At 68.4% G+C, this 18,648-nt stretch carries 19 protein-coding genes and 6 pseudogenes; 13 read left to right on the plus strand and 12 right to left on the minus strand.

From position 1 onward, the window contains the following. Positions 1-218: 218 nt before the first annotated feature. The gene (locus AB0A61_RS19515) at positions 219-830 is read left to right on the plus strand and encodes a TetR/AcrR family transcriptional regulator (RefSeq protein ID WP_361293288.1); all 612 of its coding nucleotides are present in this window, start codon (positions 219-221) and stop codon (positions 828-830) included. Positions 831-864: 34 nt separating this feature from the next. Here AB0A61_RS19515 and AB0A61_RS19520 read toward each other — a convergent pair. Continuing rightward, positions 865-1,002, minus strand: a pseudogene (locus AB0A61_RS19520) (ion transporter permease); the annotation flags it as partial. Positions 1,003-1,124: 122 nt separating this feature from the next. Here AB0A61_RS19520 and AB0A61_RS19525 point away from each other — a divergent pair. From AB0A61_RS19525 to AB0A61_RS19540, 4 genes and pseudogenes are all read left to right on the plus strand, one after another. Further along, positions 1,125-2,367: pseudogene (locus AB0A61_RS19525) on the plus strand (IS701 family transposase). 51 nt (positions 2,368-2,418) lie between these two features. After that, positions 2,419-2,601 (plus strand): hypothetical protein, encoded by a 183-nt coding sequence (locus tag AB0A61_RS19530; RefSeq protein WP_361293290.1) that lies wholly within the window; start codon positions 2,419-2,421, stop codon positions 2,599-2,601. 44 nt (positions 2,602-2,645) lie between these two features. Further along, on the plus strand, positions 2,646-2,858 hold the full coding sequence (locus AB0A61_RS19535; RefSeq protein WP_361293292.1) for a helix-turn-helix transcriptional regulator: 213 nt from the start codon (positions 2,646-2,648) through the stop codon (positions 2,856-2,858). 55 nt (positions 2,859-2,913) lie between these two features. Further along, positions 2,914-3,234: a hypothetical protein gene (locus tag AB0A61_RS19540; RefSeq protein WP_361293294.1), complete on the plus strand. Its 321-nt coding sequence runs from the start codon at positions 2,914-2,916 to the stop codon at positions 3,232-3,234. 93 nt (positions 3,235-3,327) lie between these two features. Here AB0A61_RS19540 and AB0A61_RS19545 read toward each other — a convergent pair whose 3' ends face one another. Both AB0A61_RS19545 and AB0A61_RS19550 read right to left on the minus strand, forming a co-directional pair. Continuing rightward, the gene (locus AB0A61_RS19545) at positions 3,328-3,795 is read right to left on the minus strand and encodes a transposase (RefSeq protein WP_361293296.1); all 468 of its coding nucleotides are present in this window, start codon (positions 3,793-3,795) and stop codon (positions 3,328-3,330) included. Further along, on the minus strand, positions 3,770-4,600 hold the full coding sequence (locus AB0A61_RS19550; protein ID WP_361293298.1) for an ATP-binding protein: 831 nt from the start codon (positions 4,598-4,600) through the stop codon (positions 3,770-3,772). Before AB0A61_RS19550 ends, AB0A61_RS19545 begins: the two co-directional genes overlap by 26 nt. A gap of 199 nt (positions 4,601-4,799) precedes the next feature. Between AB0A61_RS19550 and AB0A61_RS19555 the strand changes: the two are divergent. Continuing rightward, positions 4,800-6,230: pseudogene (locus AB0A61_RS19555) on the plus strand (DUF4158 domain-containing protein). A 247-nt stretch (positions 6,231-6,477) separates the two neighbouring features. Here the strand turns inward: AB0A61_RS19555 and AB0A61_RS19560 are convergent. Both AB0A61_RS19560 and AB0A61_RS19565 read right to left on the minus strand, forming a co-directional pair. Next, on the minus strand, positions 6,478-8,034 hold the full coding sequence (locus tag AB0A61_RS19560) for an FAD-dependent monooxygenase (RefSeq protein WP_361293300.1): 1,557 nt from the start codon (positions 8,032-8,034) through the stop codon (positions 6,478-6,480). Between the two features lie 114 nt (positions 8,035-8,148). After that, the gene (locus AB0A61_RS19565) at positions 8,149-8,328 is read right to left on the minus strand and encodes a hypothetical protein (RefSeq protein ID WP_361293302.1); all 180 of its coding nucleotides are present in this window, start codon (positions 8,326-8,328) and stop codon (positions 8,149-8,151) included. Positions 8,329-8,810: 482 nt separating this feature from the next. Between AB0A61_RS19565 and AB0A61_RS19570 the strand changes: the two genes are divergently transcribed. Both AB0A61_RS19570 and AB0A61_RS19575 read left to right on the plus strand, forming a co-directional pair. Continuing rightward, positions 8,811-10,244: a hypothetical protein gene (locus AB0A61_RS19570; RefSeq protein ID WP_361293305.1), complete on the plus strand. Its 1,434-nt coding sequence runs from the start codon at positions 8,811-8,813 to the stop codon at positions 10,242-10,244. Between the two features lie 43 nt (positions 10,245-10,287). Continuing rightward, on the plus strand, positions 10,288-10,902 hold the full coding sequence (locus AB0A61_RS19575) for a GNAT family N-acetyltransferase (RefSeq protein ID WP_361293308.1): 615 nt from the start codon (positions 10,288-10,290) through the stop codon (positions 10,900-10,902). 102 nt (positions 10,903-11,004) lie between these two features. Here the strand turns inward: AB0A61_RS19575 and AB0A61_RS19580 are convergent. From AB0A61_RS19580 to AB0A61_RS19590, 3 genes and pseudogenes are all read right to left on the minus strand, one after another. After that, positions 11,005-11,442 (minus strand): annotated as a pseudogene (locus AB0A61_RS19580) (restriction endonuclease); the annotation flags it as partial. Between the two features lie 76 nt (positions 11,443-11,518). After that, positions 11,519-11,740, minus strand: a complete 222-nt coding sequence (locus AB0A61_RS19585; protein ID WP_361293311.1) for a hypothetical protein — start codon at positions 11,738-11,740, stop codon at positions 11,519-11,521. 376 nt (positions 11,741-12,116) lie between these two features. Beyond that, positions 12,117-12,431 (minus strand): zeta toxin family protein, encoded by a 315-nt coding sequence (locus AB0A61_RS19590; RefSeq protein WP_361293313.1) that lies wholly within the window; start codon positions 12,429-12,431, stop codon positions 12,117-12,119. Between the two features lie 167 nt (positions 12,432-12,598). On the opposite strand from AB0A61_RS19590, the gene AB0A61_RS19595 reads away from it, so the two are divergent. Further along, complete coding sequence (locus tag AB0A61_RS19595; RefSeq protein ID WP_361293316.1) at positions 12,599-13,228, plus strand: NUDIX domain-containing protein; 630 nt, start codon at positions 12,599-12,601, stop codon at positions 13,226-13,228. A gap of 228 nt (positions 13,229-13,456) precedes the next feature. On the opposite strand, the gene AB0A61_RS19600 is transcribed toward AB0A61_RS19595, so the two are convergent. Continuing rightward, positions 13,457-13,933, minus strand: a complete 477-nt coding sequence (locus AB0A61_RS19600; RefSeq protein ID WP_361293319.1) for a hypothetical protein — start codon at positions 13,931-13,933, stop codon at positions 13,457-13,459. Between the two features lie 104 nt (positions 13,934-14,037). On the opposite strand from AB0A61_RS19600, the gene AB0A61_RS19605 reads away from it, so the two are divergent. Further along, positions 14,038-14,460 carry a hypothetical protein gene (locus AB0A61_RS19605; protein ID WP_361293322.1) on the plus strand — a complete coding sequence of 141 codons (423 nt, stop codon included), beginning with the start codon at positions 14,038-14,040 and terminating at the stop codon, positions 14,458-14,460. Between the two features lie 27 nt (positions 14,461-14,487). Further along, positions 14,488-15,009, plus strand: a pseudogene (locus tag AB0A61_RS19610) (transcriptional regulator); the annotation flags it as partial. 90 nt (positions 15,010-15,099) lie between these two features. On the opposite strand, the gene AB0A61_RS19615 reads toward AB0A61_RS19610, so the two are convergent. Further along, positions 15,100-15,612: a PadR family transcriptional regulator gene (locus AB0A61_RS19615; RefSeq protein ID WP_361293325.1), complete on the minus strand. Its 513-nt coding sequence runs from the start codon at positions 15,610-15,612 to the stop codon at positions 15,100-15,102. Between the two features lie 55 nt (positions 15,613-15,667). Between AB0A61_RS19615 and AB0A61_RS19620 the strand changes: the two genes are divergently transcribed. Further along, positions 15,668-16,351, plus strand: coding sequence for an isochorismatase family cysteine hydrolase (locus AB0A61_RS19620; RefSeq protein WP_361293328.1), 684 nt, complete (start codon positions 15,668-15,670; stop codon positions 16,349-16,351). Between the two features lie 127 nt (positions 16,352-16,478). On the opposite strand, the gene AB0A61_RS19625 is transcribed toward AB0A61_RS19620, so the two are convergent. Further along, positions 16,479-16,859 (minus strand): CAP domain-containing protein, encoded by a 381-nt coding sequence (locus AB0A61_RS19625; RefSeq protein WP_361293800.1) that lies wholly within the window; start codon positions 16,857-16,859, stop codon positions 16,479-16,481. A 144-nt stretch (positions 16,860-17,003) separates the two neighbouring features. Between AB0A61_RS19625 and AB0A61_RS19630 the strand changes: the two are divergent. Beyond that, positions 17,004-17,192: pseudogene (locus AB0A61_RS19630) on the plus strand (DUF4253 domain-containing protein); the annotation flags it as partial. Positions 17,193-17,636: 444 nt separating this feature from the next. Here AB0A61_RS19630 and AB0A61_RS19635 read toward each other — a convergent pair. Beyond that, entirely contained in the window at positions 17,637-18,470 is an 834-nt protein-coding gene (locus AB0A61_RS19635; protein WP_361293331.1) for a PIG-L family deacetylase, read from the minus strand. Positions 18,471-18,648 lie beyond the last annotated feature (178 nt).

Consider the following 18,648-nt stretch of genomic DNA (forward strand, 5'->3'; position numbering starts at 1 on the left):
AGTACGTCCAGTACGAGGACTTCCGGCCGGCACGCCGAGAGCACGCACCGGACGTCACTCCTTGACGGGCGAACGTTGCCTGCCGGGGCACTAGTACTCCAGCCGTAGTCGTGGATCTTGGAGGGCCGCCATCGACAAGTAGCCGGGTACGAGAAAAGTGAGCGGAGTGAGCACTCACTCATTGACGGAGTGAGCACTCACTCCGTACTCTCGCGGTCATGACAGCACCCAAGGAGAACCAGACCACCCGCCGTCGCGCTCCCGGCATGTCGCCGGAGCAGCGCCGCGAAATGATCATCCAGACCGCGATCCCCCTGATCGCCGAGTACGGCGCCGCGGTGACGACCGCGAAGATCGCCCGCGCAGCAGGCATCGGCGAGGGCACGATCTTCCGGGTCTTCGCCGACAAGGACGAGCTGCTGCAGGCCTGCGTGGCCGAGGCGCTCTCCCCCGAGCACGCGGTCCGCGAGCTCGACGCGATCGACGTATCCCAGCCGCTGCTCGACCGGCTCGCGGAGGCGGCCGAGGCACTGCAGGCGCACATGTCCAGGATGGGCGCGATCGCCGGCTCGCTGGGGCATCGAGGCGGCAAGCACCCCGGCACGGTGCGCGGCGCGGGCCGCAGCGAGTCGACGACCCGTATCCGCGCGGCCCTCGCGGAGCTGCTGGAGCCCGACAAGGACGCCCTGCGCCGGCCGCCGGAGCAGATCGCGGCCCTCTTCTACGGACTGCTCTTCATCCAGCCGCGTACGGAGGACGAGCCCGACCTGACCCCGCAGGAGCTGGTGGAGGTCTTCCTGCACGGGGCGCTCTCCGGGGGCGCCAAGTAAACGCACGGAGAAGGCGCCTGGGGGTTATGGCCCTGGCCGTAACCCCCAGGCGGGTCGGGCCGAGTCCCAGCAAGAGCGGACCCTCGTGCCAGATCGCGGCGATGGCCACCGCCGTGATCGTCAGGCCGATGTTGGCGATGTCGGAGCCGTAAGCGAGGTCGGGGGAGGTCTGGGGTGGGGTCGGAGACGGATGCGGCCACCGGTGATCATCGGTGTGTGAAGACTGAAGATCAGGCGGTGGCCGCTGGTCACAGCGTAGACCCTGGCGGTTGGGACGATGACTTCGCAGGGCTGATGCGGCGCATAGGCGGACGGTTCGCGCGTGCCGAACCCCGTCGTCGGGTGGGGAAGTTCGTCCGAGGGCTACTGGCGGACCCGCCGCGGAAGAACTGCTGGACGATCGCGGAGTGGGCCGGTGAGGCCACACCCGATGGGATGCAGCATCTGCTGAAGCGGGCGAAGTGGGACGCGGACGCAGTCCGTGACGATCTGCGTCAGTACGTCGTCGACCACCTGGGCGCCGAGCAGGCGGTGCTAATCGTCGACGAGACGGGCGATGTGAAGAAGGGGCAGACGACGGTCGGGGTGCAGCGTCAGTACACCGGCACGGCGGGCAGGATCGAAAATGCGCAGGTGGCGGTCTACCTGGTGTATGCCACCGAGCATGGACACGCCGCTGTGGACCGGGAGTTGTACCTGCCCCGTATCTGGGCCGAGGACCCTCAGCGATGCCGGGCAGCCGGGCTGGAGTCCGACACCACGCGCTTTGCGACCAAGACGCAGCTGGCCGCGGCAATGATCGAGCGGTTCTGCGAGGCCGGGCACGCGGTCGGCTGGGTGACCGGGGACGAGGTCTATGGAGGCAATCCCGCTCTGGCGCAGATGCTGGCTGAGCGCCAGATCGGTTCTGTCATGGCCGTCTCGTGCCGCACCGAAGTCCGCACGGCCGGTGGGAAGTTCCGTGTCGATTCACTGGTACGCAAGGTGCCGCGCACCGCCTGGCAGCGAATGTCCGCCGGAGGCGGCGCGAAAGGGCCGCGCCACTACGACTGGGCCGCCATCGACCTGCTCCCGGAGGCCGTCGCGAGCATCTACCGGCTGCTCATCCGCCGCAACCGCACCACCGGCGAACTGGCCTACTACCGCTGCTTCAGCCCCCATCCGGTGCCGATCGGCACGCTGGTACGCGTCGCCGGGATGCGTTGGAGGATCGAGGAGACCTTCCAGGCCGGCAAAGGACTCGCCGGCCTGGACGAGCACCAAGTCCGCCGCTACACCCCCCTGGCTGCGCTGGGTCACCCTGGCCATGCTCGCGCATGCCTTCCTCGCCGTCGTCCGCGCCCGCGAGCACCGCGATCACCCCGTCCCCGACGGGCTGATTGCACTCACCTGCAACGAGATCCAGCGACTGTTCGCCACCCCCTCAACGCCGCCCGACAACCAACGCGAACACCGTCTGCGCTGGTCCCTATGGCGCCGCCGGCACCAAGCCCGGGCCCGCACATGCCACTACCGCCGCCGCACAGCCACACCATGAAGATCCACAACTACGGCTGGAGTACTAGCCTGCTGCGGTGGCTCCGTTCCCTTGGGCACCGTAGCAGCCCTGGTAACCGTCGCGGACAGTTCCGTAGATCTCCAGGTCGGGCTGGCGGGGTTGTGGCCGCCCAAGGGGTGGTCGGGGATGCACTCACCCTTCCAGTCCGGGCTGGCCATCAGCGCGGTGAACACACTGCGCGAGGCGCCGTTGCGAGCCCTGCCCTTCCTGTAAAGCAAGCTTGACAGCCATGGAGGGGTGACAAGTAAGCTTTACACGTGCGAAACAGCGTCAGGGAACTGCGGTCGTCACGAGGGCTCTCCCAGGGCCAACTGGGCACGGCCCTCGGGGTCTCACGGCAGACGATCAACGCCATCGAGACCGAGCGGTACACACCTTCCCTGCCGCTCGCCCTGTCCATGGCCAAGTTCTTCGAGGTCAGCGTTGAGGAGATGTTTCATGCCGATGAGGGCCCAGCAGATGACCAGTAGCACAGCCAGGTGGTCCGTCCCCGGCTTCTTCCTCGCCCTCGGAGGCGCCTGCCTCGTGGCCGCGACTTTCGGAGGCCGCCTCGCTCTCGGCCTGGTGACATTCGGGATCCTGGCGGTCTGCAGTCTCGCCTTAGTGCTGCTGGGACGCCGGAACGAGACCTATCAGGGCCTCACCGAAAAGGAACCCGACGAGCGCTTCGCCCGGATTGCAGGGCGAGCCTGGGCCGGCACGGGCGTGGTGCTTACCGTGGGCAATCTCAGCGCCTTCATCGGTGAGCTGGCATCCGGACGAAGCGGCGATCCGTACTTCTGGTTCGTGGCCACCGCCGCCATCACCTACGTCGCATTCGTCGTCTTCTGGTCTCGGCATACCTGAGACGCCGTCGCCTTGAACGGCTCGTCACCGTACGTCCAGCCAGGCAACGCGATCGTCCTGGTCACCGGAGGTCGGTGCTTCCCAATGCTGAAGTCAAGCCGTCGCAGGGACAGGTAGTGCGACTTGATAGCACCGTCGGTCACGGATCAAGGCCCACAGAACGTTGACGCGCCGGCGGGCGAGGGCGAGCACGGCCTGGGTGTGCCGTTTGCCTTCGGCGCGCTTGCGGTCGTAGAACTGGCGCAAGTTGGGGTCGAACTGGACGCTCACCAACGCCGACGTGCAGAAGACCCGTTGGAGGCCTCGGTGGTAGCGCTGAGGACGGTGGAGATTCCCGCTGATCTTGCCCGAGTCGCGCGGTGCAGGGGTCACTCCCGGGAAGGCAGCGAGGCGATCAGGACTGGCGAACGCATCCAGGCTGCCGCCGACGGCGACGAGGAACTCGGCGCCGAGCACCGTGCCGATGCCGGGCAGGGACTGGATCACCTCGGCGAGTTCGTGCTCGCGAAACCGGCCCTCAATGAGCTTGTCCGTCTCAGAGATCTTCTCGTTGAGGGCCATCACCTCCTTCGTGAAGGTGAGCACCATCTTCGCAATGGCCGTTCCACCCGCGACGGCAGTGTGCTGCCGCTCGGCGGCCTCCACAGCCTTCGTCGCAAGTGCTTCGGATCCGCGGACCTTGCGGTTGCGCAGCCAGGTGGTCAGCCGGCGCTGGCCGGTGCGCCGGATCGCGGCCGGGGTCTGGTAGCCCGTCAGGAGCATCAGCGCTCCGCTGGTCCCCAGGTCGAGAGCCCGTTCCAGGGCTGGGAAGATGCTGGTCAGCAGTGACAATACAGAGAAGATCGACTCGGCCGTAGCGGGCGATGGTGTTGGTCAGCACTTTCTCGTCCGCGGCCTCGACCAGTTCGTTGACAAGCTTGGTGGCGAGCGTGTAGCGGACCCGGTAGCCGGCCATCGCGGCCTCGGTGCCCAGCGCGATCAGCAGGTGGGACTTACCGGTGCCGGAGTCGCCGATCAGGCAGAGTGGCAGGCCCTTCTTGACCCACTCGCAGGTCGCCGGGGTGTGGATGACCGCCGGATCCACGCTGGGGTTCGCATCGAAGTCGAAGGTCCGCAGTGATTTCTCACGGGGAAAGGCGGCGGCCTTGATCCGTCGTTCCGAACGGCGGCGGGCCCGGTCGTCGCACTCGGCCATCAGCAGCTCGGCCAGGAAACCGCGGTACGACATCTGGTCGCGGGCTGCGGCTTCGGCGAGTTCTGGGAACTGGGCTCGGATGGTGGGCAGCCGGAGCATGCGGCATGCCTGGTCGACGGCAGCATCGGCGGCCTGTTCGGTGAGTCCACGGTGGCGTTTGAACGTCGTCATGGCGAATCTCCCTCGACGGCGGAACAGTCCGGCCGCTGCCGCTGCCGCGGTCGCAGCAGCTGGTCGTAGGGGGGCGAGGAACAACGGAACGAAAACTGGCGCTAAGCCCTTCGCGCGCCTGAGAGCGCTTTGACCTGGGGTTAGGCGAAGGCGGAGCCTTCGGCAGTCGTGTTGATCACTGACTGGCTGGAGGTCCGGAGTGCCGGTCGAGTTTCTGACGGATGAACAGGCCGCAAGCTATGCGGCGTACGACGGGGCGCCGTCGCGTACGGGGTTGGAGCGGTTCTTCTTCCTGGACGATGCGGGCCGGGAACTGATCGAGTCCAAACGGCGGTACCACAACCGCCTCGGCTTCGCGGTACAGCTGACGACCGTGCGCTACCTCGGGGTGTTCCCGGACGACCCGACCGACGTGCCGACCGAAGTCGTCGACTACCTCGCCGAGCAACTGGGCATCGCGGACGCCTCGGTGCTGAAGGCGTACGGCGAACGGGAGAAAACCCCGTTCGAGCACATGTGGGAGCTGCGGAAGCTCCTGGAGTACGCGGAGTTCGCCGACGCGGAGGCGGAGCTGCGGGTGTGGGTGGACGCGCGGGCCTGGACGACCGGGGAGGGCCCGAAGGCGCTGTTCGACGCGGCGACGGGGTGGCTGCGCGAGCGGCGGGTGCTGCTGCCCGGCGTGACCACGCTGGCCCGGTTGGTCGCCTCCGTGCGAAGGACGGCGAACCAGCGGCTGTGGGACACCCTCTACGTCCTGCTGAGCACCGGTCAGCGGGCGGTGCTGGATTCCCTGCTGACGGTGCCGCCGGGCGCCCGGGTGTCGGAGCTGGACCGGCTGCGCCGGGCACCGGTGCGGATCTGCGGGCCCCAGATGAAGTGGGCGCTGGAGCGGGCGGCGGAGGTCTCCAATCTTGGGATGGGCGAGGTGGACGTGTCCGCGAACCGCCGCGGCGGCTGGCGGAGCTGTCCCGGTACGGCATCGACGGCAAGGCGTCGCTGCTGCGCCGGCACGGCGACTCCTGGCGCCTGGCGACGCTGCTGGCGACCGCAGTCTATCTGACGACCCGCGCGGTCGATGACGCCCTGGACCTGCTGGAGGTGCTGATCCCTGCGGATCATCGGGTCCATCCACACCGGGGCCATGCGTGCGTACGACGTCATCCGCATGCTGACGCGGGACGGGCGCCCCACCCCGCTCGGCGACGCGATCGCCCACTACGGGCGGATCGCCAAGACGCTGCACATCCTGCGCCTGGCCGACGAGCCCGGCTACCGGCGGCAGATCAAGAGCCAGGCCAACCTCCAGGAGGGCCGCCACTCCCTCGCCCGGAAGATCTTCCACGGCAAGGCCGGGCAGCTCTACCAGCGCTACCAGGACGGTATGGAGGACCAGATCGGCGCCCTGGGCCTGGTCCTCAACGCGCTCGTGCTGTTCAACACCCGGTACATGGACGCCGCGGTGAACCAGCTGCGCGGGGACGGCTCCGGCGGGCGCGACGAGCGCGTGGCCCGCCTCTCCCCGTTCGTACGGAACCACGTCAACATGCTCGGCCGGTACTCGTTCCAGCTCCCCGAACTGCCGGGCGGCCTGCGCCCGCTGTGCGACCCGGACTCGGGCGATGAGGTGTGACCCCGGTACGGTGACCGTCACCGCCGAGGCTGTCCCGGCGGTGACGTTTGCACTGGTCACCGGCTCGTAGGATGCCGGGAGCCGTAACACCGGCGTAGGGCGTGGCGGCGGGTGCGGTAGGCGGCCGGTGAGAGCTCCAGGCTGCTGCTGGGCCGGGACTGGGATGCGGGCGGCCGCCACACCGAGTGGGTGCGGCGGCCGTGGGTGGAATCGGCTCGTGGTTCGAGTCAGTCAGCAGCGCGGTGGATCAGCCCGGCGCCACCGCGCCCTCTGGCACTCCGAACCACTCCTCCAGCGCCTCCGCCAGCCCGGCCGTCGACGTCGGCGCCCCCGCGTCGGCTGCCCAGGCCGTGAAGCCGTCCGGACGGACGAGGACCGCCGCCAGTTCCGGGCGGGACGGGCAGCCGGCCGTCAGGGTGTCGACGCGGCCGGCGTACCCCACAGCGAGGGCCCGGAGCCCCGGGTCGTCGGTGAGGTCGAGCAGGAGCGCCCGGCCGCTGTGGAGGTGGTCCGCGAGGCGGCCGCCGTCGGTGAGTTCGAGGTCCGGGGTGCTGCGGCCGGTCAGCGGGTGCTCGCCAGACAGCTCGTAGCGCACTCCGGCACCGTTGAGCCGCGCGGTGAGGTACGTGGTGCCCACGACCGTCCCGGCCAGGTCGCTGACGATCTCGCGCAGGGCCCGGGACTGCGGGTCCGGGCGCATGGCCGCGGCCTGGGACCGGGTCCAGTCCAGGACCCACGCGCCGACCGGGTGCCGCTCGGAGGTGTACGTGTCCAGCAGCCCTTTCGGCGCCCGGCCGCCGATCACCGCGGCGAGCTTCCAGCCGAGGTTCATCGCGTCCCCGATTCCCAGGCTCAGCCCCTGGCTGCCGAACGCGGAGTGCACGTGCGCCGCGTCGCCCGCCAGCAGCACCCGGCCCTTGCGGTAGTCGGTGACCTGGCGGGCGTGGTCGGTGAAGCGGGTCGCGGTCCGCACCTCGGTGATCGTGACGTCCACGCCGGAGACGCGGCGCAGCCGCGCCTGGAGGTCCTCGGTGGTGACCGGCGCGTCCCGGTCGGCCGGCGGGCCGTCGAACTCCACGGTGACGACGCGGCCCGGCATCGGCCCGTAGGCGTACACCCCGGTGTCCGTGGCGCTCCAGCCGACCTTCAGGTCCTCGGCGCCGGTCATCTCCACGACCGCCTGGTGACAGGTGATCTCCGGGTCCGTACCGGGAAATTCGAACCCCGCGAGCTTGCGGACCGCGCTGCGGCCGCCGTCGCAGCCCACGAGCCAGCCGGCGCGTATCGCCCCGTCGCTCGTCCGCACGGTGACGGCCCCATCGTCCGCGTCGAAGCCGGTCAGCTCCACTCCCCGGCGCACGTCGACGCCGAGCTCGTCCGCCCGCCCGCCGAGCAGCCGCTCGATGTCCTGCTGCGCCACGAAAGCGATCTCGGCGGCGGGTCCGGCGTCGCCGAGGCCCGGCTCCGTACGGTCGACCAGGTCGGCGCGCAGCATGATCCCGGCGAAGTGCCCGACGAACCCGAGCCCTTGGCCCGCGGCCCCGCCCCCGTCCCCGCCGTTCCGCTCGCGCATGAATGCCTGGAAGCGGTCCATCGCCTGCCGCTGCACCTCGGCCAGCGCGGGCAGCATGCCTCGGCGGTAGAGTGCCTCGGCGCTGGGCGTGGTGATCGCCCCGCCCTTGATCGTCGGGTCCACTTCGGTGAGGCGCTCCAGGACGGCCACCCGCGCGCCTCCGAGCCTGAGCTCGCAGGCCAGCATCAGTCCGACCGGGCCGCCTCCGGCCACCACTACGTCATAGTCCATGGCGCCGACTATGACCGAGGGCCAAGAAGGCCAAAAAGGCGCCGCGGTGTCAAGGACTGGCCTCGCGAGGAGAATGGGGCCGACGCAGTTGCTGGCCTTGAATGCGGAATGTCGTCACGGTGGGGCGGGGACGAGGCCGGTGCTGACGAGCAGGGCGGCGACCGGGAGTCGACGGCAGAGCCGGCGCGGCTGCTTGACCGGGCCGGACGCGTCGAGGAGGCCCATGGCCGGTGGCGCCGGGCCGCCGAGGCTGCCGACGTCCGGGCCGCGGTCACCGTCGGCGCGTACCTGCAACGAGACGGGCAGGACGCTGAAGCGCTGCGATGGTGGTCCAAGGCGGCCGATGCCGGCGACGTGGAGGCCCCCTGCCTGCCGGCCTACCACCTGACGCCGCCGGGCGCGCCGAAGAGGCCCGCGACTGGTGGGAGCGAGCGAACCAGGCCCGGCGCGAGTACTACTACGTCGATCGGTCGACCTGCTGGAGGACGACGGGCGCGTACCCGAGGCGCTGGCGTGGCTGCAGCAGTGGGCCGCCGCCGGTGGCTGGCCCGCCCTGGCCCGCGGTCGCCTCGCTCTAGGCAACCACGAGCCATGGTTCGCTCGCCCAGGTCCTGGTGCAGAAGGCCGCAGACCCTCTGGGGATCGGTGAACGTCTCCTCCTGTCGTCCGCCGAGGCGTACGTGCGTTCCCGTGCCGACGTCACTGCGGCACGGGCGGTTCAGGAATGGGAAGAGGCCCGCTCCTCCCTCCGCGCAAGCGGGATCAGGCTCGCCACGATGCTCCTGGACGCCACCCGTGCCCACGAGGACCCGCTCAGCCGGATCGCGGCGTTATGTTGCTCAAAGAACCGTTTCTCCTGGGTGATTTGCGGTCGTTGTGGGGTCGCGGACCGTATGGTGGGTGTCTGGGCTGCGCGCGGCGTCGGGGGATTCACGGGAGGGTGCGTGGACGCGCATCGCACATCGGGGTTGAGGGTCTTCGTTCCTTTCAAGTACGACCTGGGTGGGACCGTTGTCGACACCAGGTGCCTCGCGGAGGTGTTGGAGGCGCAGCATGGCGAGGTGGTCGTGGACACGACACTGCTGCGCAGTTGGAACCTGTCCTATCTTGCCGGGCACGCACCGGTTCTTTCGTGCACGCTGCCCGGCGGGGAAGCGGTACTCGCCGGAGCCAAGTGGAGCTTCGACTGCCGGATGCGGGTATACCCGTGGCTCGGCGTGGTGTCGGTCGACTTCACCTTCGCCCTGAACGAGGGAACGGCTGATATCGAACGCTTCTACGACGACCTGGTCGAGTGGAAGAACCGGGACTACCTGCCCTACCTCCACCAGTGCGACGCCTTCAGCGACCACTTGCATCTCCATATCCCGCCCGGTCTGCGGTCCGGTGCCTCCGATGTGTACGGATCCGCGGTGCGGGCACTGCGGCACGCGGCGTCGGGCATCATCGAGCCCCGGCCGTTCTGCTACGCCTTTCACGACTTCCGCCTGTGCTTCATCGGCGGCCTCGGTGACCTGCCCGACGAGCGGGCTCGGGGTCTGCTCTGGCTGTCCGGCAGCGGTTCCGTCACCCTCGGGGACGGGCTTGCCGACTCGCTTGACTTCAGGGGCCTGGAGGTCGCGAGCTCCGGCTGGTCGACGGTGATCCGGGCAGAGCCCGAGACGATAGCCTCCGAGGCGGACACCGTCACAACCCTGCTGAACCTGGTTCACGCCCAGTGGTATGTCTGCCAGCTTTGGATCAACGCCCACGACCTGCGTGGGCAGCAAGGAAGCGCGGGCCAACGACTGGCGGACGCCCACATTCTGTCCGCGAACCAGACAGCCCTCGTGCAAGATCTGTCGGAGATCGACAATCTTGACGTCATGCTCAAGGACCCCGCTCTGCTACGGGTCGCCGAGTACCTTGAGACGAACCTGAAGGTACGCAGGCACAAGGAGACCGCCATGTCGCGCCTGCACGCGCTGGAGAACCACTCGCGCCAGCTGGCCGACTACAACAACGAGGCGGAACTGCGGCGTTTCCAGGCCCTGTTCGCAATCTCGGCTGCCGCCGGAACGGCCAGCCTCGTCCCCGCCCTCGCCCAGGTCGGATTCACTCCGGTCTATGTGGTGGCCACCGTCATTCCCCTGCTTTGTCTCTGGGCCATGTTCGCAGTAGATTTCACCGCTGTACGGCGATGGCTCAGGACACGGCACCGACAACCCTGAGCGGCCCAGGCCGGCCCGGGGGTCGATGCGACCGAGGAGTGGCGTGAGGGCGATCAGTACACGGTGGTACCGGCCAGGGGCGATTCCCACCGCGGAACAGCGCGAACTGGCCGACATGTTCACGGAAGTCGCTGGCGACTTCGTCCCCCCGCTCACCTCACGGGAGGGCACCACCCAGTCGGACCTGCGTGAACGCGACCCAGCGGCCGCTGCCCCAGACGGCTACCTGACGCAGTTGCTCCAACAGGACCTCATCCTGTGCAAGCGCGGGGACCAGACCGCCGGTTTCCTCTCCTTCCGCGGTGACCACCGGGACCCCCGATTTGCCGACCTGTGCCCCTGCCTGTACGTCAGTACCATCGCCGTACGGCACCACCTCCGGCGCCATGGCATTGCACGCGCCCTCTACCGGGAACTCTTCGACCTCCCGGAGCCCATGCCGCCGTGGATCGTGCTGCGCACATGGTCCACCAACACCGGGCACCTCCAACTCCTGAGCCGCCTCGGCTTCACCACGATCCTCAACCTCAAGGACGACCGCGCCGCCGGAGTGGACACCGTCTACCTGGCGACCAACCGCACCGCGAAAGGCGGAGGATGCGTCAACTCCGCTGTACAGCTTCGGGAGGCGGGCCCCGAAGGTTGGAGGTGTTACTGACGCTGTTGCCGTGGTGTCGTCATGGTGAGTTCGGTTTCGGCGAGGCGTCCGTTGATGAGGGTCTGTCAAACGAACGTGTAACCGCGAGGACACGCTCCGGTGCGGCGCATACTTCTTACACTGGACGACGAGATTGCGGCCGTCGGCCAGGTAGCCGACGACATCCGCGCCCAGGTCGCCGCTCTTGCCGCTGACGACGACCTTCGTACAGCCGTCCCGCCGGCACAGATCCGCGATGTACGTCTCGAACCCCTGCCACGACAACGCGTCGACCTCGGCCATCGACAACTCCCGCGCCCGGGCCTCCTCCTGCGCCCGCCACGCACGGTCCTGGCCGACCGCGCGACGATGCGCCCGCAGCAGCACCCAGCCAACCCCGCCCACCACGGCCACGGCGAGCACAGCCACCAGGACGGGCCACACCACCGACCAATACCCGGCCACCCACACCCCAGCGGCCACCGCCACGACCGCAGCCCACACCTGCAGCTGCCGGCGCGTCCGCTTCTTCAAGCGCCAGCGCCGTCGACGTGCTGCCATCACTCCCCCGCTCCCCCAACCTGTGATCCGCGGCGGGCGCTGACCGGCGCCGTCCGGCACTTGCGCGTGCGGGGACTCATCGGCCGCCGGCCTGAGTGACGCCGCTCGCCAGCTGCCCCAGGATGTTCAAGATTCCCTGGCCCGCCGGGGTGGGCGCGATCAGGACACCCAGCGCCAGGACGATGACGACGGTCAGCTTCTCGTCGAAGCGGCTACGGGCCTCCGTACGCCGCCGCAGCCGCCAGACCACGATGACTGCGAGCAGCAGCGCCACGTTGATGGTCAGCGACCGTCCCAACCTCCCCCACCGACTGGCCTCACCACGCGGGGACGGCAGCACGCCACCCCAGCCTTCTTTGTGTAGCGGGGCCTCAGTGATGTTGGGAGACGAGTTGCCCACGAATGGCACAAAGCCATCGGACCTGGCCGAATACCACACGGCGGATCAGTCGTGGACGTGCACGGCGACGTCTGCGCCTCCATGAAGCCGAGCACCGGCAGACGGCGCGAGGCCCTGCAGGAGCGGGCCAGCCACCCGGCGCGGCTGTGTCACAGCTGAGCTGACGGCTACCTGGGCAAAGCCCTTGCGGCCAGCGCCGCTCTGCAGCTGGCTGGGCATCTCGCTGACACGGCGACGACCTGCGTGGCAGGGGCACCAGTGATCGAGAACGGCATCAGCGAGGGGGCTTACGTGGACGCGCGGATGTGGAACGCGGGCCGTGCTCCGCGCGCAGGCGAAGGTGGTCGGGGTGGAATCCTCGGAACGCGTCCACGTCGATCGCGACGGGCCTGCTGCCCTTGGGATAGGTCGCCTTGATCCGCCGCGCAAGAACGGTCCTTCCGGCGCCGGCAGACGCGCTCAGTACGGTGACGACGGGCTGGTCCTGTGGGACGGCACCGGCGAGCAGCGTTTGGGCGATCTGCTCGAAGATCAGATCGGACTGCTCCTGCGGCAGCACATACGTCCGGTCCACTCCGGGGTCCGTCACTGGTTCAGGCCCTCCGTTATGGACTCCAAGACCGGTGCCTCACGGTCCAGGACTTCCTGGACGGCGTCTGTCTCTCACCCCCCCGGGTCGAGCCTGTTCAGCTGCGAGGTCCACCGGTCGCGCTCTTAGGCCCATTCCCCCTCGCCGGCCGCCACCCGGCTCGCGGCGTGGCCGATCAGCTGAAGGAGAACATCACGGGCCACTTCATAGGCCGCGCCGTCCTGTTGTGGAAGCTGTCGCATGTTTTCTTGCGCCATGACTGCTGGTTCCCTTTCTCTACCCTTGCCACGGGAGCCAGTTGCGATGTCATATTCCATCGACGAGGAGAAACCCCCTTTATGTCAGACTATATCGGCTGGATTCGGTCCCGGCTTGGGCATTCTCCGATCCAGCTCAACTTCGCAGCCGCGTGTGTGGTCACCGACGAGGGCGTCTTGTTGCAGCGGCGCGGGGACGACGGTGCATGGGGTTTTCCGGGCGGTGCGATCGAACTGGGTGAGTCGGCGGCCGAGGCGGCGGTACGGGAGACGGAGGAGGAGACAGGGCTGCGCGTGCGCGTGGACACGCTGCTGGGCGTGTATACCAAGTACCGGCACTCCTACCCCAACGGCGATGTGGTCCAGCCGATCACCATGTTCTTCCGCTGCTCGGTCGTCGGCGGGCAGTTGGGCGGTCAGGACGGGGAGACCCTGGAGCTCCGGTACTTCCCCCTCTCGCGGGTACCAGCGCTGACAAACCTTCAGCACCAGGACGCCTTGTCCGATCTGAGCCTCGGCCGGCACGGCGTCTTCCGCTGAGTCCGGGCGGCTATCGGCGAGGTTCTTTGCGGCGGGGCTCGGAGCTCTGCTCCGGACGAGCGTCGGCGGCAGCGGACTGAGGTGCACCGAGGCACCGAAATAACCGACGGCGGGGGCGGTCTGCGCGGAGTCCCGGCCGAGTTCCGGACCTGGATCCTCAAGGCCGCCGAGGAGTGCAAGGAACCCGAGCTCACTACGGACCTGCTGGCCGCCAAACTCAACCAGGAATCACACTTCAGCACCTCCAATCTGGTCGCGCGCAACCCTGTCCCCGCCCCCCGCGGCCTGCCCTTCGCCGCAACGGCCCGGTCCTGCCTCCCTGGCCGCTTTGAAGGCGTTGATGACCCCACGCGGGCAGTGCTCTACTTCCTTGGTCTTGACCAGATGGGGGGCGATCTGCTCGTGCCGCTTGCAGTCCTCCCAGGTCTTCCGGGACACCTCCAGCAGCTCGGCGGCCTCGTTGCGGTCCAGCAGGTCTTGGTCGTGGTCCTGCTCGGGCAGCGCCGGGATGGGCTTGCCGGCGTAGTAGGCGGCGGTTTGTTCGTTGTCCCACAGCAGCACCCGCGCGTCTTTGGAGCTGATCGACGCGGGGAAGTCCTCGGCCGTGTACGGCTTGGTCTTGGCGAACATGCTCGGCTCCACGCCCGCGACCGCGGCGAGCTCGTCGCGGGTCTGCACGAACTTGCGCCGACCAGCGCGGATCATCGGGCGCCCCCGATGGTCCTCACCGCGGCGTAGTCTCCGCTCCCCCAGCCTGCCTCCGCCCAGAGCCGCAGACGGCGAAGATCCCGTCCTGGCCCGACGGCCGCGTGACCCATACGCCCTACCCGCGTCTGGGCGGCCGCGTCGATGTCGAGATCAGCGGCGTCTGTCTCGACGTGGATGCGCACGAGCGGATTGAGGTTCTGGCCCGGTACGGGATGGCCGTACCCCGGGCCTTCGTCAAAGCGACTCGCCTGTGCTGGCCCGACACGGTGCCCACGATCCTCGTTGAGCACGGGATCGATCCCCTGAACTGGACGAGCGAGGGCACCGACCCCCTCTGGTTTCCCCGCCTGACGTACGTCGAGGCAATAGCACTCGCCGACCTCGCGGCTCTGCTCGAATGGGAATGCTTCCAGGAGCCGAATCCTGCCTCCGAACCAGAGATCGCCGAGGCAGCTCGCGCCGTCGCCAGCCCGGTGCGCCACCTGCAGGAGCCGTACCGCCAACGGTGCATGTTCGGTTGCTGAGCTGACGTGCCGCCGCCCGCCGGCGGCGCCGTACGGCGCGTTCGCCCGCACGCGACCCGGATGCTGCAACGTCTGCCGGAGACCGGCACGATCGTCACCGACGCGGCTTACGCGTCGTCGCCTGGAACCCGCTGGCCAGGCACTGCTGGGCGGCGACCTCGGACAGGGGACGACGAATCTGGCCCGGCGCCGGTTCCTCGGCGAAGGGCGGATGTACGAGAGCTCCAGCACCGAGGAGTTCGGGCCCATCGGGGTGCACGGCTACACCGGGCCGCCGACCGCTACCCGCACGACCCCCAGCTCGCCGTCCTGCTGGCCGAACTGCACGTCGGCAGCGAGGAGTTCTGCCGGCTCTGGGAGACCCGCCCGGTCCACGCGCCCGGCCACCGCACCAAGACCCTCGACCACCCGACGGCAGGGGGCCTCCGCCTGAACTGCGACGTTCTTCTTGTCCCCGAAGACGACCAGGAAGTCGTCCTGATCACGGCCGATCCCGGCTCCCCTTCTGCCCGAACCCTTCGCAGGCTGGCCGCGATGGTCTCTAGTTGACCAGCTCGGAGCCGTCGCTCTTGGACGGCTCACCTCCGCCCGCGCGGAGAGGACGGACAATCCGGGCACGCCGGGAACAGCTGGGCGGCATCATGGCAGTACCTCCCGTAGCCAGGACTGTTCCGCGCGGCTGGTGGCGCGGGCGATGAGGAGCATGCCGCTGCGGTACCGGTCCTTGATGTCCTCGGCGCGTAGCGGGCGGTCGCCGTCGTGGAAGAAGCTGGCGGGCTGCTCCAGGAACTCCAGTCTCCGGCGCAGCACGGCGTGCTGGTCGTTGGTGTCGGGAAGCTGGGAGAGGAAGGCCAGAATCGTGAAGTACCTGGCGCTGTCGCTGATGTCCAGATCGTCGGGCTCCCTGAGCCTGCGCAGCAGTTCGGTGCGGCCGGCGGCGGTCAGGCTCAGGGTGTGCCGCTGGGCAGCCGAGGCGCCCGGCTCAGTGCGCCGCTCCAGCAGGCCAGCCTTGACCAGGCGGTTGATCGCCGGGTAGAGACTGCCGTCGCTGACCGGGCGGGCGTGACCGGCCAAGTGCGCGATGGAGCGGCGCAGTTGGTATCCGTGCAGCGGCCCGTCGGCCAGGAATCCCAGGATCGCGAGTTCCAGCATGCTGCTACTCTCGCACATCGAAACGAGGTACATCGAATCGAGGCAAGGGGTGGGGATGACGTATACGGAAGCCTGGGTGACCGCGCGAGCGCGTGGCGCCTACCAGCACGGCCAGGCATCCTTCGATGTGCGGCCCGAACGTTCGGCGCTGCTGGTCATCGACATGCAGGACGAGTTCACCCGTCCCGGATGGAGCCCCTACTGGGTACCGGCGGCGACCCGGATGGCACCCAGGCTGCGCCGGCTGGTCGAGGAATGCCGGGCCCTCTCCATCCCGGTGATCTGGACCATCTTCGACGACACGCACCTCCAACTGGACCGGCCGCACGCCCTGCGCTATCTCCCGCACGCCGACACCGACTGGCGCCGGCCGGGCCCCGCCGAAGTGTGGGCCCCGATGGGGTACCGCACAGACGAGGCCCTGATCCGCAAACCCTCCTACGGCGCCTTCTACGACACCCCGCTCGACACGATGCTGCGCAACCTCGGTCGCGACACCGTCATCATCACCGGAACCCTCACCAACTACTGCTGCGGCACCACGGCCCGGCAGGCATACGAACGCGGCTACAAAGTCGTGTTCGGAGCCGACATCACGGCCACCGACGACGAGTCCCGGCAGGAACCCGAACTCGCCGTCCTCCGCAAGGGCTTCGCACGCGTGCTGACCGCCGAAGAGATCACAAACCATCTGACCACGAACACATCCGGCACCAGCAACGAGTCCGGGCGAACGTGAGATGACCCTCGGCCGTGGGCTTCAGCCCTTCGCCGTCGTGGGTGTTGCCGGCTCAGACGCCGACGAGGAGGGGGGCAGTCCGTTCGCGTCCGCCAGGACGTGCCTCTTTGAGCTTGCTTGTCTTGGGCTACGGTCCGCAGCGTCCGAAGTCCGCCACATAGGTTCCTGCGCGAGCTGCACCCGTGCCGCCCGGATCTGCAGCACCAGGCACCGCCACTCGGCCAATCCCGGTGAGTCCCGGGTCCAATACGATGGCGCGATGGGTTGGGCTGTTCACCCACCAGGTGAACGCAGCCCGTGGTGAGCCTGCAGTGCCTCCCCAGCCCGTGTATGTGATCTCCGCGGGGGTGAACGACTGGCCTGCACAGTAGCCCGCGTACCTCATCCGAGACGAGGGCGTTGACCTGGTAAGCGGGTTGGTGTGCGAGTCCTTATCTGGACCCCACCACTTCAGGCTTACGGCGGCGAGGGCGTGTGTCTTCGCTGCCGCTATCAGGGCTTGGTTCAGTTTGAGAGCGGCAGCCCGTGTTTGGGTCGCTCAGTATCAATCAAGCAGTCCAGCGCGAACCGTACGAACATGTCATGGATCCCCGTACTGTTTGCCCCCACCAAGATGCCAACCCCTGATCGAAAAGCCCTGAACAAAGCGCACATCACAGGTGAAAACGACCTCTTCAGCGTCGCAGCTCCACCCACAACGGAAGAGGACGCCCTCCTGATCGCTGCCGAGCACTTCGCCTTCTGCCCTGACAACATCTGGCAAGGCAGACGGCCGTACACACTGGCCGCGTACGCAGAGCGACTCACCGGTGTCCACAACTGGGACTTCTGGTGGGGCTGAGGCATCCCCTGCCCGGGAAACGATCAACAGTTGAGGCGGGAAGCGATCTTCAGGGACTTCACGCGTGCCCGATCAGAGGCATTCGCGAACACCCCTCCTACCGCCTGGCTCAGACCCGGGCACAACGGCAAACCCCAGCTGACCCGCCCTTCGCTCGTCGAGTTGGCCTGCGTCGTGGGCCTGCTGCCATTCGTCGAGGGATGCGGCTGCGATCGGGGTGAGCTCGGGCCCATGAAGTTCGACCTGCTGGATCACCCAGCCCTCAGCGTCGAGCTCGACGTAGAATCAGACGCCTTCCTCGTCCCAGTAGCAGCGCATCCATGTCGTCGCCCGGCTGCGGGCTGCCAGAGCGGAACCCGCGCGGACAAGCCTCCGGGTGCGCGAGCACGTTTGATCGCGCCGTGCCGCCGATGAGCTCTCCCGGGCCCCGCTCCGACAGGCGGATCAGCGCAGTCCGGCGAAGAGATCGTTCTCGGGTACAGCCGCGCCGGTGGCGTCCTGGACACGTACGAAAGTCTCCATGCCCATCAACTCGCCGAACCTCTCCTTGCCCATCTTGAGGAAGAAGATGTTCTCGCCCTGACTGGCGTGCGCGGCCAGCGCGTCGAACTTCTGACCGCTGAATGCGGTGGTGTCCACCCACGTGGTGATCTCATCGTCGGGGAGGCCGATCTCGGCCATCGCGGCGGCCTCGGCAGGATCCGGCTCCGGCATGTCCCCGTGAAACTCGCGCATGACCTCACCGAACCGCTGCATCATCGAGCGGGGCATCGTCGTCCAGTACACCTTCGGTGTCAGCGCGGTCATCTCCAGCGCCGCCATCGTGATGCGGTGGGCCTGGATGTGGTCGGGGTGGCCGTAGAAACCATTCTCGTCGTAAGTGACGACCACATCGGGTCGGTAGTGCCGCATGAGTTCCGCGAGTCGGGCGGCGCCTTCCTCCACGGGGGTCTGCCAGAAGGATCCGGGGGCGTCGTTGCTCGGCCAGCCCGTCATCCCGGAGTCGGCATAGTCCAGCATCTCCAGATCGCTGACCTTCAGGACGTCACAACTCGCCTTGAGTTCTTGACGGCGCATCAAGGCGACGGCCGCCGGATCGTGCCCGGGATCGCCCGGCTTGACACCCCCCGGTCCGTCACCGCAACCGCCGTCGGTACACGTCACGAGAACCGTGCGGATGCCTTCCGCCGCGTACCGCGCAAGGACCCCTCCAGTACCGGTTGCCTCGTCGTCGGGGTGGGCGTGCACTGCCATGAGCGTCAAGGGCCGGTCAGTCATGAAACAGTCCTCCTGCAGAAATATGTCTCGGTCCGAGCGCGCGGCGGGCTTACCGCGATCCCGAGGGCCCGGATCCTGCCGGGGCAACGACCTTGTCGTCTCCGTGTCCCCCGCCCGTGCGGCGCCGCTCCCTCGATCGATGCAACAGTGCCGGCCGGCCCGCCTGTTCCCGGCGCAC

The organism is Streptomyces sp. NPDC046197 (genome assembly GCF_040646295.1).
In the GTDB taxonomy this organism is placed as follows: domain Bacteria; phylum Actinomycetota; class Actinomycetes; order Streptomycetales; family Streptomycetaceae; genus Streptomyces.

Excerpts from the sequence above, each read along its gene's own strand:
- AB0A61_RS19635 (WP_361293331.1), bottom strand. The coding sequence starts at position 18,470 with ATGACTGACCGGCCCTTGACGCTCATGGCAGTGCACGCCCACCCCGAC.
- AB0A61_RS19615 (WP_361293325.1), bottom strand. The coding sequence starts at position 15,612 with ATGCTGGAACTCGCGATCCTGGGATTCCTGGCCGACGGGCCGCTGCAC.
- AB0A61_RS19560 (WP_361293300.1), bottom strand. The coding sequence starts at position 8,034 with ATGGACTATGACGTAGTGGTGGCCGGAGGCGGCCCGGTCGGACTGATG.
- AB0A61_RS19620 (WP_361293328.1), top strand. The coding sequence starts at position 15,668 with ATGACGTATACGGAAGCCTGGGTGACCGCGCGAGCGCGTGGCGCCTAC.
- AB0A61_RS19600 (WP_361293319.1), bottom strand. The coding sequence starts at position 13,933 with ATGATCCGCGCTGGTCGGCGCAAGTTCGTGCAGACCCGCGACGAGCTC.
- AB0A61_RS19550 (WP_361293298.1), bottom strand. The coding sequence starts at position 4,600 with ATGACGACGTTCAAACGCCACCGTGGACTCACCGAACAGGCCGCCGAT.
- AB0A61_RS19545 (WP_361293296.1), bottom strand. The coding sequence starts at position 3,795 with ATGGCCCTCAACGAGAAGATCTCTGAGACGGACAAGCTCATTGAGGGC.
- AB0A61_RS19515 (WP_361293288.1), top strand. The coding sequence starts at position 219 with ATGACAGCACCCAAGGAGAACCAGACCACCCGCCGTCGCGCTCCCGGC.
- AB0A61_RS19570 (WP_361293305.1), top strand. The coding sequence starts at position 8,811 with ATGCTCCTGGACGCCACCCGTGCCCACGAGGACCCGCTCAGCCGGATC.